This is a genomic window from Shewanella nanhaiensis, from assembly GCF_019457885.1.
GTDB lineage: Bacteria > Pseudomonadota > Gammaproteobacteria > Enterobacterales > Shewanellaceae > Shewanella > Shewanella nanhaiensis.
The window spans coordinates 72105-90291 of sequence record NZ_JAHZST010000001.1 but is presented as its reverse complement, the minus strand read 5'-3'; the positions used below and the strand labels follow the sequence as shown (position 1 = coordinate 90291).

The window sequence follows — 18187 nt, the reverse complement described above, 5'->3', positions numbered from 1 at the left end:
TGCTTAGTAGATAGCGTTTAAGCCTGCATCTACAAAGACTTTCTTAATCTGTTCCATCGTTTCACCTGAAGGAGGGGAGATATCATTAAGCTCATACTCCTCTCCCATCGCTTCCCACTTATGTTTACCTAGCTCGTGGTAGGGAAGTAGCTCGACTTTCTCTACGTTAGTCATAGGTTTCAGGAAGTCGGCCAGTTTTTTCGCTGAATCGATATCATCTGTGTATCCACCCACTACCACATAGCGTATCCAAGTTTTTTGCTGGCGCTTATGTAGGTGCTCTGCAAACTGTAAAGTGCGGTGGTTACTGACCTTAGTGAGGTCGATATGACGTTGGTCGTCAATGTGTTTTATATCCAGTAAAACTAAATCAGTATTGTCGAGGAGCTCATCGATAATTGGGGTATATTTTCTGACAAAACCATTGGTATCGAGACAAGTGTGAATGCCTTCTTTCTTACAAGCTTCAAAAAGAGCTGAGACGAATTCCGCTTGTAAAATTGCTTCACCACCGCTGGCTGTAACTCCACCACCGCTGGATTCAAGAAAAGGGCGGTAGCTGATTATCTGCGACATTAGCTCTTCAACTTCAACATCTTTTCCGCCGTGAAGATCCCAAGTATCGCGATTGTGACAGTACTGACAACGCATTAAGCAGCCCTGCATAAAAGTGATAAACCTTATGCCAGGACCATCTACGGTGCCAAAGGATTCCAATGAGTGGATCCGACCAGTTACTGCCATTGTGACTCCATATGTATACGCTGAATTCCTAATATTGCAACTTTAGCTTTCAAGCCACAATCTTAAGTTTTAAATAAATATACCCAAACTGTTACATAATGCTTAATCTGCATCGAGAACAGTTTGGGTATCGGCTGCACAAGAGGTGCAACCAAGTTATCGCCGTTATTTACCTTTATCTATCAAAGATAATGGTGATTACATACCTTTAGTGAAGGTACGAGTGATAACGTCTTGCTGCTGCTCTGGAGTCAGTGCATTGAAGCGAACTGCATAACCAGATACGCGGATCGTAAGTTGAGGATACTTCTCTGGGTTAACCACAGCATCTTCAAGCATTTCACGATTCATCACGTTGACGTTTAGGTGTTGACCACCTTCACGGCTATCACTGTGAGCGAAGTAACCATCCATCAGTGCCGCTAAGTTAGCACGACGACCATCTTCATCTTTACCTAGCGCATTTGGCACGATAGAGAAGGTATAAGAGATACCGTCTTGAGCGTGTGCAAATGGAAGCTTAGCAACAGAAGTTAGTGATGCAACAGCACCTTTCTCGTCACGACCATGCATTGGGTTTGCGCCCGGAGCAAATGGTGCGCCAGCTGGACGACCGTCTGGAGTCGTACCGGTTTTCTTACCGTACACAACGTTAGAAGTGATAGTAAGAATTGACTGAGTTGGGATAGCGTTACGGTACATCTTCATGTTACGGATCTTAGCCATAAAGCGCTCTACAAGCTCAGTTGCTAGATCGTCAACACGTGGGTCGTTGTTACCAAATTTAGGGTAATCACCCTCGATTTCGAAATCAACAGCGATGCCATTTTCATCACGAACTGGCTTAACTTGTGCAAACTTAATTGCAGAAAGTGAGTCCGCTGCGATTGAAAGACCCGCAATACCACATGCCATAGTACGACGTACGTCACGGTCATGAAGTGCCATCAAGGCTGCTTCATAAGAGTACTTGTCGTGCATGAAGTGGATAGAGTTAAGTGCAGTCACATATTGTACTGCTAACCAATCCATCATGTTATCCAAGCGGCCCATAACGTCATCAAAATCTAGCACTTCAGATGTGATAGCGTCGAACTTAGGACCAATTTGAGTCTTCAGTTTCTCATCTACACCACCGTTGATGGCGTAAAGCATCGTCTTAGCTAAGTTAGCGCGTGCGCCGAAGAACTGCATATGCTTACCCACAACCATTGGGCTTACACAACATGCGATAGCATAGTCATCAGACTCGAAATCAGGACGCATTAGATCGTCGTTTTCGTACTGGATTGAGCTAGTGTCGATAGAGACTTTTGCACAGTATTTTTTGAAGTCTAAAGGTAGTTTTTCAGACCATAGTACAGTGATGTTTGGCTCTGGACTTGGACCCATGTTGTACAGGGTGTGCAAGAAACGGAAGCTAGACTTAGTCACTAAAGTACGGCCATCTAGACCCATACCTGCGATAGACTCTGTAGCCCAGATAGGGTCACCAGAGAATAGCTCATCGTATTCAGGGGTACGTAAGAAACGAACCATACGAAGCTTCATGACGAAATGGTCAACCATCTCCTGAGCTTGCTCTTCAGTGATCACGCCATTTTTGATGTCGCGCTCGATGAAGATATCAAGGAAGCTTGAAGTACGACCAAGAGACATAGCCGCGCCATTTTGGCTCTTAACTGCAGCTAGGTAGCCGAAGTAGGTCCACTGAATCGCTTCTTTTGCATTGGTAGCTGGTAGAGAGATGTCGAAACCGTAGCTTGCTGCCATCTTCTTCATCTGACCAAGTGCACGGTGCTGTTCTGCGATCTCTTCACGAAGTTGCATAGTGTAAGAGAGGTCTTCACCGGCTTCAAAACCTGCTTGAAGTGAACCAAACTGAGCAAACTTGTCGGCCATTAGGTAGTCGATACCGTAAAGTGCGATACGACGGTAATCACCGATGATACGACCACGACCGTATGCATCAGGTAAACCTGTTAGGATACCTGACTTACGACAACCCATGATCTCTGGGGTGTAGATGTCGAACACACCTTGGTTGTGAGTCTTACGTAGCTCAGAGTAAACGTATTTAACGTCTGCGTTTAGCTCACGGCCGTAGGCTTTACAAGAACCTTCAACCATACGGATGCCGCCATTTGGCAACATTGCACGCTTAAGTGGTGCTTCAGTCTGTAGACCAACAATAGTTTCAAGCTCTTGCTCGATGTAGCCTGCTTCATGTGATGTGATTGTTGAGACTTTTTCGGTATCGAAATCAACAGGTGCGTGAGTCGCGTTTTCCTGTTTGATCCCTACCATTACTTTGTCCCAAAGCTGAGTAGTAGCAGATGTTGCGCCAGCTAGGAAAGATTCATCACCCTCATAAGGAGTGTAGTTAGCTTGGATAAAGTCACGAACGTTGACTTCAGTTTTCCAGTCGCCAGAAGTAAAGCCTTCCCATGCGTTTGCAAACTGTTCAGTTTTTTCGGTCATCGTACAAATACCTTTTGGTTGAGATAGATGTTATTGGTTATCGACGTTGGCTTTAGAAAGCAAGGGACCGATACACCAATAGCTAAGTCTTAAAAAGCTTCCTCGCAGTATTCTCTGGAGGAGGAAACTGGTTTCCGAGGTGTTAGCCTCGGAGTGAATCTGTCTTTCTGATACCGATATGAAAATGATCCGTTCTTAATGAATATCGGTTACTAGAAAAATTGGTAAGACCAATTAACCATGGTTATATTAACATAAGCAGAGATAGCCTGCATCTTAATACCTGAGCTTTTGGTCTATTAATTCAAAAACTGTTATCCATGCATCAGTTTTTAACTAAAATAATGTTTGCACCTAGCACTAATGTCAGTTAACCCAGTGATGACAAGTCGCTAATGTTGCGATGATTAGCATCTCTGTTGAAAGTTGATAACAAACTGGTGTTGCGTGTTTGTCACAGCCTTAATCGAGAATTATCTCTCTATCTTGTGAGTTTATCGTCATCACTAAAACTGATATTAATCTTAGGTGTTTTTAATGGCGGGAAAACCTCTCCCGCCATGAACACTCCTGTTATAGAAGCGCTGGGATCCCTGTGATCATGCCTACTGCTAGCATGGCGGCTAAACAGATAACAAAAGCAAGGCCTGGAATGACTAAACGGTCAGTGACGGAGAGAGTTTTAGCACGCTCTTTATCACCGATAAGTCCGTTATTGTCTAAGAACATAGTCAATGCCCATGCTAGAACAGGGTTGGCAACGAAAGAGGCAAAAATACAGATCCCTGCCGCTTGACTGTTTTGAGTGTCTTTTACCATCTGCATACCAGCTTCAAGTAGTGGCAAGAACACACCAACGAGCAGTGCGATTGACATAACAGGTCGCCATACAGTGACATCCATTGGATAACCAATAATGGCCACTGCAATACACATGATACCAAGCAAGATCGCACCCGCTGGAATAGGGCGTTTAGCGATAGCTGCTGGGATCATATAAGTACCCCAAGATGAAGTGATGTTACCGCCACCGACTGCTGTACCTACGATTTGGCGTAGTGAACAGGTTGTCATAGTGTCATCAACATCCATTAGTACCTTGTCAGTGCCTTTAGGGTAGTTCAGCTCCTGGAAAATACGGTGTCCCAAGAAGTCAGGAGACCACATGGCAACGGCCAAGATTGCAAATGGAAGAGAGGCGATAAAGTGTTGCATGTTAGGTAAACCTAATTGCCAGCCATGTTCAGTTGAGCCCCACCAGTAAACAGGGTTTAGATTCGGGATCCCTGGTTCAGTGATAAACTGCAGATCCAATCCGGCACCTAAGCCAAAAGCCAACGCAATAGCGGCGATTGAACACAGTGGGATAGCTAACCAACGTTTACCCACTTTTGCCAAGTAAGCGTAGAGGATCACGTTTGCTAACAGGATAAAGAAGGCGACATAACCTAAGCTATAATCGAGCTGGTGCTTTGATTGTAAGCTACCAGCCCAATCAAAGAGTGAAGTGATCTGACTCTTAGCTCCCATAAAGCCTAAGAAAACCAGCAGGCCACCGGCAACGCCACTACTGGTGAGGTTAACGAGTTTAGAGCCTCCCTTAAAGTAGCTGAGCATGAGTCCAAACAGACCCAATAAGATAGCCAATGCTAATGGATGAGCCCCAGCCAGTGCGATTGCACCGATAAGTGGGATCATAGGGCCGTGGTTACCCGCTAAGTTTGCTTTAGGATTGATAAAGCCTGAGCTGATAATGCAGAAAAGTAGTGCAGGGATCAGCATCTCGACGCGGACAACTTGAATCGCAAAGTCAGCCCCAAGATTGATATGATCCCATCTCTCTGTCAGACCAGCAGCCCATGCCGCCATAACAGCTGAGTACATTACGGTAATACCAATAGTACCTGCGATAGCGGGTACAAGGTCTTCCCATTCAAATCGGAAATCGCGGCCAGGTAGGTTTAAGCCCCAACGCTTAGGCTTCATGATTTTTAGCTCATGGTCTAAATACTCTTCGCGAGTTTCAAACTCAGATGCAGGGCGGTGAAGCTCTCGATAGGATTTCGTTGAGTCTTCGATTTGTTCGTTTTTCACTGTTTCTGACATAATTTCTCATTCTCCGAGAAGAACATAGTGATTCATCTATTGCGATGACAACTTTAATGATCCTTGAGTATTGACCCATGTATTAGGCGCTTGATTAGCTGCACTATAATTACAGAGTTAATTTACCTGCATGATGTGGCAGAGCATGGAGCTGGCTCTGGTTGGTATGCAGTTGTCTTCCCTTACAATTCCGGTTTAATTGGTAAGACCAATTTACCTCATAAATATTAACACAGAGATGAGTCATCTTCATTAAGTATCAATATTCTTGAATCAGGTGATTAAGCTATTTGAGATCCAGTTAACAACTTATATAGGGATCCCTAAATAAACATGGGGTCGGCATATTAATTGCGTAGTTATCTTGTCACGTTTTTCGCGGCATTTGAGCGGTAGATCTCCTCACTGGCAATTAAGTGGCTTAGCTCGACCTATGCCTAATAGTGTGATCATTGTGCCTGCGGGCCTGGGGGAAACTGTGATCGTTGTCACGGATGTTGGCTTTGACGACCTTCTCATTAGGTATGGGGGTTTGGAACTTTAGGGTTATGTTCGCTCGTGATTTCTGCATCAAACTTATTTATATCGATGCAAAATTGGAATTGTTAGCCCTTATAAAGCTGCGGCTTACTCTCGGCTCACTACTTTCCCTGAACAGAGAGTTATCGTGAGTTCTAAGCTGTAAAAATAAAAGTAGAATTAAAACAGTTGCTTGCCTTGTTCTTTCGTTCCCTTGTTAATTTAACATACTGAAACATCCTCTTTCGTGTATCAATTTTATTGATGCTGGTGATAACGAATATCAAATTTTATTGCTCTAAATTTCTGGCTATCTTGTTTGTACAAAACAACAAGCAGATAGATAAGCGGAGATATATGAATGAAAAGTAATTGGTTTCGACGTCACCCAAGGGAGATTAATAAATGACGTCTAATCAAAAGGTTAGTGGGATTACTCTGGCGAGAGTAATGAAAAATAGCGAGGAGATGACTCAGACTGCGCCAGTGAGCTTATACCAACAAGCAGAACACTACGGCAAAAGTAAAGTGGTTAAATCAGCTTGGCAATCTTTTGGTTTAGCGGCGTTTGCTGGTGCCTTTATTGCGTTGGCTTTTGTCTTCTACATCACAGTCACCACAGGCAACGATGGAAGTGCATGGGGTCTAATGCGTTTGGCAGGTGGCTTAGCATTCAGCTTAGGCTTGATGTTAGTTGTTATCTGTGGTGGTGAGCTCTTTACCAGCACAGTGTTAAGCAGCGTTGCTTGGGCTCAAAAGCTAGTGACAGGTCGCGAGCTCATTAAGTGTTGGGGGCGGGTCTATGTAGGCAATCTGCTAGGTGCTTTGATTATGCTTTCTCTGATTATGTCGGCTCGTATGTATGAGCTTGATGGTGGCCAATGGGGCTTAAACGCACTACAGATAGCGCAACATAAACTTCATCATACTTGGTTGCAGGCCTTTGTACTTGGGATCTTGTGTAACATGCTGGTGTGTTTGGGCGTGTGGATGACCTTCTCGAGTAAAGATGCGCTGACCAAAGCTGTGTTACTTATGCTACCTGTTGCCATGTTTGTCAGTAGTGGTTTTGAGCACAGTATTGCCAACCTGTTTATGGTGCCGTTAGGGATCGCTATTTCACAACTCGCCCAACCTGAGTTTTTTATCAGTCTTGGTATTGATGCTGCACAATTTACCGATCTGACAATGAGTCACTTTATCATCAGCAATCTAATCCCAGTGACCTTAGGCAACATAGTTGGCGGAGGCGTATTTGTTGGTTTAGGTTACTGGCTCATTGAAAAGTCAGCTCAAAAGATTAAATCCCCACTTGCTCTTTGCGTACCACAGTTAGAGACCTCAGCTCAAATACACTCAATTTCGACTTCAGGAGTATCGAATAAAATGCCAAAAACAATTCAAAAACTATGTGTGCAAGATCTAATGGATACTAGCCCGTTAACCATCGCTTCAGAGCTGTCGGTCTATGCCGGTCTTGCGTTACTGAGCGATAATGACTGTCGTAGCGCACCAGTGCTTGATGAGAATCAGCACCTACTTGGATTTATCTCTCAGCAAGATTTGTTGCGCAGCTTATGGTCTGAAGAGTTTGCCAGAGGCGTCTCTTATAAGGTGGCTGATTTGATGCAAAAGGAGGTGATGACTCTATCACCACAGGATTCGGTAGCCGAGTTGATTGAGTTGATGGTGGTGGACCGTAATAAACTGTTCCCTGTGAATGAGAGTGGGATCTTAACGGGCAACACCTTCAAAAGCTATGAAGAGCGGTTACGTTGTGCTTCTGCTGATAAACCGAGTGTTTTTCCTGTTGTGGAGAGAGGTTTGTTGTGCGGTGTTATCACTCGTGAGGCGATAGCCAGAAAGGTATGTGATATCTACAAGGTATAACAGCGACATTGGTTAAGCGGCGGAGCTATTATTAGCTCCGCTCTTGTTTGGAATGACTTTAAAACTTATCAATTATTGATTCAGAAGCCTCAATCGATATCTTTTCGTTACTTACCGTTACCTTTTAAGTAGGCGATTGCGGCTCAATCGTCTGGCCTCTGTGATAATACAGTCGCGCAGAGGGTTCTCCCCTGAATCTGCACGCCAGATAAATGAAAGGTGGCGCTGCATATTGAGTTGCGGCGTTGGTAGAATCACCAGCTCACCATTGGCGACCTCTTTCTCTACATCTAAATAGGGTAGACTACTGATATATTGACCATTTTTAACCAAAGATTTTAGTACCGATACCTGCTCATACTCTTTCCACACATTGAGTTTCTCGATAATGCCGTGAATAGCGCCTTCGAAAATTCGTCTTGTTCCTGCACCTTGTTCCCGCAATACCCATTTGGCTTGTTCAAGTTGAGATAAGCTGGCACTTTCATACTTGGCATAGGGGTGATGTGGTGAGGAGAAGACCACAAGGTGATCGTCAATCCAACGCTCCTGATGCAAGCGACTGTCGTCATTGCGACCTTCGATGATGCCAAGATCAAACTCATAGTTAAGTAGTCCATCGATCACATTTTCGGTATTTTCTACCATAAGATCGATCCTTAACTCAGGAAAATCAGTATCAATTCTGCTGATAAGTTCAGGGATCAGATGTTCAGCAGCTGTTTGGCTAGAGCATAAACGGAACCGACCACTGATAAGGTGTTGTTCGTGAAGGCCTAATTCGATATGTTGAGCATCTTGTAGCAAGCGTCTGGCCTTAGGACGTAACCAGTTACCCCAGTGGCTTAATGTTAACCGGTTCCCCTGACGAATAAAAAGTGGTCGCCCCAACAAATTTTCTAATTGACCCAGTGACATACTAACGGCCGACTGGGTCATAGATAATTTTCTTGCTGCAGCGCTGACACTCTCTAGGCTGGCTACGGCGTCAAAAACGGTGATCTGTTTGAGTGAGTACTTCATCTCTACCTGTGACTTCCCTATATGAAAAAAACAACCATTGAAACTATCAATTTAATTGATGGATGCAGAGTTGTGATTTTAGTGTGTATAAATGGGCTTAACAAGCAGAGTTAGCGGTGATGTAGTAGAAGTTAGATGAGCCTCACCCTTTTTAGGTTGATGAGCCTGATATTCAGTTTATTTTAAGTTTTTTATCAAAATAATCTGTAGGTTACAAAATCGAGTATTGGTACGTATCGAAGGTATAAAACCAGTATTGCGCTCTTTTCCACCTAATATGGATGTTAAAGCCGTTTGCTTATCTGGCTGCTTATTTCAGTTGATTAGAAAGTGTTAGAGCGATTTAAGTTACTTCTTATTAATAAACTCAAAGGCTCATTATTCAGCCTTGGCCTGAGTGTGAGTTAATCGCTAGTCGTTGGTAATGTTTAGGTATAAAATCTGCCGTCTGATTCTACTTCCCATGTTTGATTATGTTTTCACTCTCTAAAACAGCACTAATCCTAATCGCGGTTTATTTTGTCTTGTGGTGTGCAGGCCCCGTGTTTATTGATGAGGCTTGGCTTTGGTTAGGGATGCCTGTTTGGTTTTGGTTCTCCTGTATTTTTGCGCCTGTCGTATTGATTTTGTCGCTTATCTTTTTAATGGGCTTGTTAGTGGGAAATAGTGATGACTAATCTAATCCCTCTGCTTATTTACCTAGTACTAAGTTTGGTTATCACTCGTTGGTGGAGTGGTCGTCAAGCCGATGTTGGCCAGCTACATCAAGATAAAGCTAAGCGTTTTTTTATCGGTGGCTCCTTCCTGAATGGCCCTATGTTAGCCCTAACCTTGGTGGCGACTTATACCAGCGCAAGCTCCTTTATTGGCGGGCCAGGTGCGGCATATCAGATGGGGCTTGGCTGGGTGTGGTTAGCCTTGATACAGGTGCCTGTGGCCATATTAACTTTAGGCGTGTTAGGTCCTAAGTTTTTAGCGATGCGCAGTGCAGAGCATACAACCTTAATCGAGTGGCTCGACAGTCGTTACCAACACCCCTGGCTAAGCAGCTTGGCTATTGTGAGTTTAGTGATGGGTTTTATCGCCATGATAGCGGTGCAATTTATTGGTGGAGCTCGCTTATTCTCTGGCGTGAGCGGCATAAGTTATGAGATAGGGTTAGGCCTATTTGTACTAACAGTACTGGCTTATACCTTAACTGGTGGCTTTAGGGCTGTGGTGTTAACCGATGTCCTTCAAGGAGTGGTGATGCTTGCAGGACTGATCTTACTATTTGGCGCAATTCTATCTCAGGGGACGCTGCCTCAGTTGATGGAGAAAGTGAAGGCATATTCACCGCAGATGCTGAGCCCTCATGGAGTGAATGATTATCTCGGTTGGCCTATGATGCTCTCATTTTGGGTATTAATCTGTTTTGGTACCATGGGGCTTCCCCATACTTTGGTGCGCTTGTTAGCGGTTAAAGATAGTCGCTCTTTGAAGCGTGGCATGGTGTGGGGGACGATAATCTGCTTTTTGATGACCTTGCTACCACATCTGTGTGGGGTATTTGGCCGCGCACTTTATCCTGAGTTAACAGTGCCAGATGAGATAATGCCTAGATTGATCTCTGGCTTGTTTCATCCATTTTGGGCTGGTGTGCTGCTTGCTGCGCCCATTGCTGCTGTAATGTCTTCGGTAGACTCTATGCTGCTTCAATCTGCTGTAAGCTTAATTCGAGATGGTGTGATGAAACAGTATCCGAGATTGAGCGCCACTAGGCAGATTAAGCTAACGCGAGTTGCCATGTTGCTAATAACGGTATTGGCGACCTATTGGGCGATTGAGCCACCAAAGATGATAGTGTGGATCAATTTAGCCGCGTTTGGGGCGTTGCAGGCTGTATTTCTATGGCCCATCATTGCTGGGGTGTTTTGGAAAAACATCAGTGGTAATAGCGCGTTTGGTGCCATGGGAGCAGGATTGATAAGCTATCTTGCTTTCCAGCTTAACGCTCCACTTGTGTGGAAGATCCATCCGATAGTTCCCGCTTTAACCATCTCTTTGTTGGTTATGCTACTGATCCATGCTGTCACTCCTCAAGCGAATGTTAAGGTATTGGATGGTGAATCTTAAATAGAATAGAGAAGAGGAGGTTTATCGTGATCTTTGTACAAACAGATGATTAATGGGCCTCACCTTATTTAACTCACTCATATTTATCGTTAACTCCATATACACACTCTTACGGAATTAGTTTATATTTGCGGCCATATAATAACTAGAATGGTCTTAATATGGACAGAACAGTCACAACTCCTTCCCACGATAACTCCTTAGGGAGTGTTAGTCGCTGGCAGATGCCAGATACCTTAGTCATTATCTTTTTTGTTGCTGTAGTGGCAGCAATGCTCACCTATTTTATACCTACCGGCTCATTTCAAACCCAGGAGGTGACCTACCTTGCTGATGGTGTAGAGAAGAGTCGCAGTGTGATTGATCCCAGCTCATTTGCCTATGCGCTTGATGATAATGGAGAGCCTAAGTTAGCACCGGTTGGTTTATTTGAAGGTCATGGTGGTGCTGGTTTTTTCAACTTTGCTTTTGAAGGCTTAGTGTCAGGCTCTAAGTGGGGCAGTGCTATCGGCGTTATCATGTTTATGTTAGTGATAGGTGGCTCCTTTGGTGTAGTGATGGCTACGGGGACCATAGACAATGGTATCTTGAAGCTGATCGACAGAACACGGGGAAATGAATCACTCTTTATTCCAGTTATCTTTGTGCTGTTTTCACTTGGCGGCGCCGTTTTTGGTATGGGAGAGGAGGCGATTGCTTTCGCCATTATCATCTGCCCGCTAATGATACGGCTGGGATATGATGGGATTACGACGGTTATGGTGACCTATGTTGCGACTCAGATAGGCTTTGCTAGCTCTTGGATGAATCCATTTAGTGTCGCGATTGCGCAGGGGATTGCTGGGATCCCTGTTTTATCTGGCGCAGGTGTGAGAGTGATGATCTGGTTTGGCTTTACCCTGATGGGGCTTATCTTTACCATGCGTTACGCCAATAAGATTAAGCTTAAGCCGCTGTACTCCTTTAGTTACCACAGCGATGCCTATTTCCGAGAAAATCAGAGTAAAGCTAGCTTAGATAGCCGATTTAATTTAGGTGATATTCTCGTGCTCGTCACCATTATTGCGACGATAGTTTGGGTTATCTGGGGCGTGGTATCTCAAGCTTGGTTTATTCCTGAGATCGCCAGTCAATTTTTCACTATGGGGGTTGTGATTGGCATCATAGGTGTGATTTTTAAGCTCAATGGGATGACTGTTAATGATGTAGCGACAAGCTTCAAGCAAGGAGCTGCCAATATGCTTGAGCCCTGTATTTTAGTTGGCTGTGCATCGGGTATTTTAATACTGCTTGGCAATGGTGGACCCAGTGAGCCGAGCGTGCTTAACTCCATACTCAATAGTGCAGGGGAGCTTATCGGTCAGCTTCCTAATGCCCTTTCTGCATGGTTTATGCTGATTTTCCAATCGGTATTTAATTTCTTTGTGACCTCTGGCTCGGGGCAGGCTGCGTTGACTATGCCATTAATGGCGCCACTTGCAGATATGGTGGGTGTGACTCGTCAAGTGTCTGTACTTGCATTTCAGCTCGGAGATGGTTTTAGTAATGCAATTGTGCCGACATCGGCGTCATTAATGGCGACATTAGGCGTGTGCCGAGTAGACTGGGGCGACTGGCTTAAATTTATCTGGCGCTTTATGCTGGCGCTGTTTGTGGTATCCAGTGTGATTGTAGTAAGTGCGCACTATTTAGGGTTTAGTTAATCCACTATAGATGAGAGAACAAAAACGGCACCTTAGGTGCCGTTTTACTTTCAATCATATTAAGTGAAGGAGTCTTAGAACTTTACTTCACCTTCTAGGAACCATTCACGACCGCGCGCGTTGTAGATTGAGCGCTGGTAATGTGGCCATGATGTTGCTGTTGGATCAAAGTTTGGTCCAGCATCAAATAGGTTAACGACACCAGCCTTAACTTTAATATCGTCAGTGATGGTGTAACCAGCTGTCAGATTCCACTTAGTTTGTGAAGCAACTTCGTGTGCACTTTCGTCAAACTCAGTACCAGCATCTTCTGCTGACTCTTTGAATGACTTGTACTGCATGCCATGCATGCGAGCCGTGTGATAAGCACCTAATGTTGCTTCGAAATCTTCGATAAACCAACCAAGTACTAGGTTTGCACGGTATTGAGGCAGTCCACCATTATCGATGTCATCTTCAACAGGATCAGTTGGAGCAAGCTGACCTTCAGATAACAGAATATATGTACCCTTGAAGTTAAGCTTAAGCTCACCTAGGTTATTTAGATCCCAGTTATAACCTGCGGATAAGTCGATACCACGAACTTTTTGGAAGGCTAGGTTTTGAGCAACTGCATCAATATGAGTAATGGTGCCATCGGCATCACGTGTCAGCATATTTTCATACTGCTCATATTCACGAGCGGCTTTACTAGCACTGATGTCACTTACCATGTCATCAAGCTTCCACTCCCACAAATCTAATGATGCATTGAGAGACTCTCCGCCCCACACGGCACCTACATTTGCTGTATAACCAGTTTCAGCTTCTAGGTCTTTATTTGCACCCGTTTTAGTGGTGATATGCAGCTCATTACAGATCTCGTTGATTTTTGTATCTGAATGAGGTTGACCAGGTGTACCACCCATAGCTTGACACTGTTTGAAGTCAATGACTTGGTTGAAACCATTGGTTGCATCACCGTATACACGGTGCATGTCTGGTGCGCGGAATACACTGCTGACAGAACCACGAACAAGCAGCTCCTCAAGAGGGCGATACTCGATTGCAATCTGTGGTGATAAGTTACCACCGAAGTCACTGTATCTATCATAGCGAACTGCAGCATCAACAGTTAGTACATCCAACACTGGAATACTTAGCTCTGCATACGTTGCCCAGAAAGAGCGTTCACCTGCACCTGATGAACCACCAGTTGTCAGGATATTGCCTTTAGCTGATTCAGAATCTGACTCTGTTTGGTAGTCTTGCTTAGTGTATTCTGCACCGAAAGCGAATAGTGCATCGCCTTCAGGCATTTCGAAAGCACTACCTGTAATGTTAGCCTGTACGTTCTTTTGTGTTGATTGCGCTTTCTCAAAAGGAGAGTAAGAAGCTGCTTCAACATCGTCAGCAGTCATGTTTTTTAGAAGAGAGTTACCGTTGTCACCAGCTGTGATGTAATCAAACATACCTGCAACTGTTGCATAGCCACCACGGAAAACATCTACATTGGTACGCCCATAGTTTACAGAAGCGTCCCAGTTGTAATCTTCAAAAACTACACCTTCAAGGCCAGCTGTGAAAAAGTAGTTACGAGTTTTAGTTTCACCCATACGGTTACTAAATTCATGTAAGCGGCGAACGTAGTAGTAGTCACCATCTTCAGCATTAGCAAAGTCACCGCCGAGTGCTGTAGTTTTGTCAGCAAATGTTTTGCTTAGGTCACCATTGCTGACAGTTAAGCCATTACCATCAACCTTAATGTCGTAGTCATTGATTGCCATTGGCTCAATGCGGGTAGTTGATTTCGCTTCTGCAAAATCTAGGCGACCCACAAAGCTAATGTCATCGCTTAACTCATAGTTAAAGTTTGTAGAGCTGATAAAACGTGTGCTTTCTGGTTGAAGATCGCGCCACTTTGAACGGTCATAACCACATAAACTACGGGCTGCATCCCAGAAGAATCCGCCTGCTGTACACTCTGCAGGTGTTAATGCACGAGCACCTGAACCGCCAGCAATACGCGCACCGTATGAACTATATTGAGAAAACTCGCTATGAGGAACTTTATCGGTATGAAGACCGAAGTTCTCACGATCAGTCGCTTTCAATTGCTGGTTATCAGTAAACTCAATAAAGCTTGATACGTTACCGCGATCTGATGATGCGCCAACAGAAAGTGCTATACGATCACTTGCTCCGCCACCTTCGAAAGTGTCACCGTGGCGATATTTAAGAGCGATACCTTCAAAGTCTTTTTTCAAGATGATGTTGATAACACCACCAACTGCATCTGCACCATAAACGGCTGATCCACCAGATTGAAGAATTTCAATGCGCTGTACAGCTTCCATTGGAAGATTAGCTGTATCAACGAAGTTATCGGTGCCATTTGCAGGTTTTGGGTATTGGTTAAGACGCTTACCATTAATCAGTGTCAGAGTACGACTTGGACCTGCACCGCGAAGACTGATTGATGAGGCTGCTGGAGTGAAGCCGTGTACTGATTGAGTCGTCATTGCACTTGTTGTGGAAGTTAGGCTTTCTAGTGCATCTTGAATGTTTGTAAAACCTTGTTTTGCCATATCATCAGCGCTTAATACGGTTACTGGTGTTGCAGTTTCCATATCGGTACGCTTAATACGTGAACCTGTAACTTCAATTCTTTCTACTTTTTCATCATCTGTTGCTGCAAAAACTGCTGGTGCAGTCAGTGCTGCAGTTGCTGCGCCACTGATTAATGAAAATCGAATAGCTTTAGCTATTACTGAATTAGACAACATATTATTATCTCCCTGATATAACTTTAAGTTTTATTATTGGTTTTAATTGTTTGCTTCTTGTTCTTAGACGGTCTAAATAGTTTTCACTTTGTTAACTATTGGTGTCCGAGTCTGGATATAAACACATACTGATAACAGGTGCAATCAGCTTAAAGTTGTTACTTAAATAGACCTTGTTGCACCATTTTGCAACAATTCTCGATACTCTTTGTTAACAATTTGGTGTTTTTAATAGTTTTTATCAGTGAGTTATGAAATTGGTGGCGCTTTTTCACTCTGTAAAGGGGAGATTTTGGGTTAAATAAATGTTTTTGGTTAACACTTTGGTAATAATATTTTTTTAGTTTTTTATCATTTAAATTAAAATTAACATTATATTTATTGTGAGTAAGTGTTAGCTTATTTTACCGAATGCTTTACTGTATTAAATTTAACCGGATTATGGAGGGTTTAACTTGCTTTATATTTAAAGTGTTAAATTTAATGTGTTGTGAAAATCTATTTTAATGCTTAGCTCATTGTCTTTTACTTTCAATATTTCTTAGGCGGTTAGAATATTTGGCCTGTAGTGAGAAAGGTAGCGATATGCGACATACAGCACAACAGCTGTTGAGATGAACAACTCTAGTTGCGCAGCATGCGAAATCAGTTCGGTAAACTGACTCTCACCAAAGGAGTGACTTAGCCAGTGTGATGCTTTAAATAGTGCTGTGGCACCAATTACCATAGGAAAGGTGAAAGCAGCGTAGCCAGGTGAGAATGGCAGCCTTAAAAGATGAAAGAAGGCTAAATAGATAACACTAGTCATCAATAGCGCTATGCTAAGCAGGAGCGCAACGATAACCAGTGAAGGCTGGCTACTTACTGTTAAGTATCCTGCGAGCGATAGACTTGCTGGTGCAGCCATTATCGCGATGGTTGGTTTTGCGACATCGGCTATCGGTGCACAGAAAATCAAACGATATAACATGATTGGTAGCATAATGAGGTAGCAAGTCATGCCAAAGTTAAGTGTCGCGTTTGCCAGCCATTGGTACTGAACCCCTGGGAAGGTTACCGCTGCTACTATGATCCCAATGGGTGGTACAAACCAGCTTGGAACCATATGTTCGAGTTTAAAATCGATAGCTCGAAAATAGATGAACATAGCTAAGAAGACTAAATGTATGGCAATTGCAGTAAGCCATAGAGAGAGTCCAAGCCTTGGTAAGTAGAGCCCCAGTGCATTAGAGACAACCATTAAGCCCATGGCAAAAGTTGGGATCACGCTGCCAACCACTGGGTGTGAAAGTTCCTGTTTTAAGATAGTTGGATGAAGGACAAATTTAATCACCAGTGCCATTAACATGAGTGCTGCAACTACGGCGCTGATTAACTGACCGCGTCCATGCATGCTTGGTAACATGTTTTCCCACGCCCAGCCCAAACTGGCAATCGCCAGTGCCAGTCCAGCCATAGGGCTTGGTAATTTCGATGCATGATATGAGATTTTTTTGAATGAGGATTTCATCTCTATTTTCCGGTAAGTAATCTATGAATAGATAGTAGGAGAGTAGAGGTGGTAAGAAAATTTGATTTTAATTAGTCATAGATTAAATGAAACTTAATCTATGACTAGTGGTTAAGTGTTATAAAACTGACTAAAGCTGCGTTGGCTTACGCTTGCACCTTAGGAGGGTGTGACCTAAACCTATCTCATCGATATCCTCATCCACATAAAGGCCTGCCTGTGAAATTAGCGATAACATCTCTTTTGAGTGATACATACGGCTGTCACCGTTTGCCATGGCTGTGAAATAGATAGAGGTGGCGTTAACACAATAGGCTCCCGCTTCAAAAGGTTGTCTATCCCAATAGGTTTCTAAAATACAGAGCTCACTATTGGCATTCATGCTTTGTGCTGTACGAGTTAGGATGCTCAGAATTTGCTCTTTTGAGAAACAATCAAGAAATTGACTCATCCAGTAGAGATCACCGTTTGGACAGAACTCCTGAGACTCTTTGAGCAGATCGCATTGAAAGCCTGATACTCTATCGGCGACGCCTTTCTCTTCGGCGTTCTTTAGGGCGACCTTTAGTTGCCCAGGAAGATCCATGATGGTGACTTTGACATTGCTATCATAAGCCGTACAAGCCAATGCCCATTTACCTGTGTTACCTCCTACGTCGACGATATGTGTTGGTTTAGCTTGGAAAATTAAGGGGAGAAGTTGACCAAAGGCATGGTCTGAATAGTAATGATCGAACTCAAACCAGCTCTTTTTAACCTGCTCTGGTAGCTCGCTGAGGGTAGGGTAGATGGTATTCCAATCACCAAATACTTTAAGCCCTTTTGGCTTACCTTCGACTAATGAAGCTTCAAGTTCAAACATGCCTTGATAGCAAACATCATGAACAAAGTTGAGATTGACCTTTGCCATATCATCCTCAACTAAGAAATGGCCAATTTTATCGAGCAGGTACCTATCCTCTTTCTGCCATAACAGACCCATGCTAAGCCCCATATCGATAAGAACACTAATAGCGTATTGTGATAGTTCGGTCTTTTTTTCAATATCATCTAAGGAGCAACCTTGCTCTGCAGAGGAATCTATCTGTTCTAAAATGCCGAATTTAAGTAGACAACGGGCAACCTGAAAGCTGATGGGAGCGAATGCGATTTTTTGTGCTTCAAATTTTGCGTCGAAAGCGCTGATCTTCATGGGAGATTGGTAAAAAGCCATAGATATTATAGTTCTCATTTTTCAAGATAGGGAGACCTTATCATGATCAACTTAAGTTTGAGTAGGGATTTGATCAATGCATAGGGTAATTGAACACATACTTAGCAACGCTAGGTTG

At 43.6% G+C, this 18187-nt stretch carries 11 protein-coding genes; 4 read left to right on the top strand and 7 right to left on the bottom strand.

What is annotated here, in order from left to right; all coding sequences use genetic code 11:
• Positions 1 to 3: 3 nt before the first annotated feature.
• The 3 genes from pflA to K0625_RS00345 form a co-directional block, all read right to left on the bottom strand.
• Entirely contained in the window at positions 4 to 744 is a 741-nt protein-coding gene (gene pflA / locus K0625_RS00355) for a pyruvate formate lyase 1-activating protein (RefSeq protein WP_220107847.1), read from the bottom strand.
• A gap of 198 nt (positions 745 to 942) precedes the next feature.
• Positions 943 to 3225 (bottom strand): formate C-acetyltransferase, encoded by a 2283-nt coding sequence (gene pflB / locus K0625_RS00350; protein WP_220107846.1) that lies wholly within the window; start codon positions 3223 to 3225, stop codon positions 943 to 945.
• A gap of 573 nt (positions 3226 to 3798) precedes the next feature.
• Complete coding sequence (locus K0625_RS00345; RefSeq protein WP_012325493.1) at positions 3799 to 5331, bottom strand: DUF3360 family protein; 1533 nt, start codon at positions 5329 to 5331, stop codon at positions 3799 to 3801.
• 969 nt (positions 5332 to 6300) lie between these two features.
• On the opposite strand from K0625_RS00345, the gene focA reads away from it, so the two are divergent.
• Positions 6301 to 7740 carry a formate transporter FocA gene (gene focA, locus K0625_RS00340; RefSeq protein WP_232846876.1) on the top strand — a complete coding sequence of 480 codons (1440 nt, stop codon included), beginning with the start codon at positions 6301 to 6303 and terminating at the stop codon, positions 7738 to 7740.
• 117 nt (positions 7741 to 7857) lie between these two features.
• Here the strand turns inward: focA and K0625_RS00335 are convergent, their stop codons facing one another.
• The gene (locus K0625_RS00335) at positions 7858 to 8763 is read right to left on the bottom strand and encodes a LysR family transcriptional regulator (RefSeq protein WP_012325490.1); all 906 of its coding nucleotides are present in this window, start codon (positions 8761 to 8763) and stop codon (positions 7858 to 7860) included.
• A 473-nt stretch (positions 8764 to 9236) separates the two neighbouring features.
• On the opposite strand from K0625_RS00335, the gene K0625_RS00330 reads away from it, so the two are divergent.
• The 3 genes from K0625_RS00330 (at position 9237) to yfcC (ending at position 12581) form a co-directional block, all read left to right on the top strand.
• On the top strand, positions 9237 to 9440 hold the full coding sequence (locus K0625_RS00330) for a YhdT family protein (RefSeq protein ID WP_220107844.1): 204 nt from the start codon (positions 9237 to 9239) through the stop codon (positions 9438 to 9440).
• Positions 9433 to 10878, top strand: coding sequence for a sodium/pantothenate symporter (panF, locus tag K0625_RS00325; RefSeq protein ID WP_220107843.1), 1446 nt, complete (start codon positions 9433 to 9435; stop codon positions 10876 to 10878). The genes K0625_RS00330 and panF overlap by 8 nt, the downstream gene beginning before the upstream one ends.
• Positions 10879 to 11039: 161 nt before the next feature.
• Positions 11040 to 12581, top strand: coding sequence for a putative basic amino acid antiporter YfcC (gene yfcC / locus K0625_RS00320; protein WP_220107842.1), 1542 nt, complete (start codon positions 11040 to 11042; stop codon positions 12579 to 12581).
• Positions 12582 to 12655: 74 nt separating this feature from the next.
• Here the strand turns inward: yfcC and K0625_RS00315 are convergent, their stop codons facing one another.
• From K0625_RS00315 to K0625_RS00305, 3 genes are all read right to left on the bottom strand, one after another.
• Positions 12656 to 15346, bottom strand: coding sequence for a TonB-dependent receptor (locus tag K0625_RS00315; protein ID WP_220107841.1), 2691 nt, complete (start codon positions 15344 to 15346; stop codon positions 12656 to 12658).
• Positions 15347 to 15887: 541 nt separating this feature from the next.
• Positions 15888 to 16856: a TDT family transporter gene (locus tag K0625_RS00310; protein WP_220107840.1), complete on the bottom strand. Its 969-nt coding sequence runs from the start codon at positions 16854 to 16856 to the stop codon at positions 15888 to 15890.
• 130 nt (positions 16857 to 16986) lie between these two features.
• Entirely contained in the window at positions 16987 to 18069 is a 1083-nt protein-coding gene (locus tag K0625_RS00305) for a methyltransferase (RefSeq protein ID WP_220107839.1), read from the bottom strand.
• Positions 18070 to 18187 lie beyond the last annotated feature (118 nt).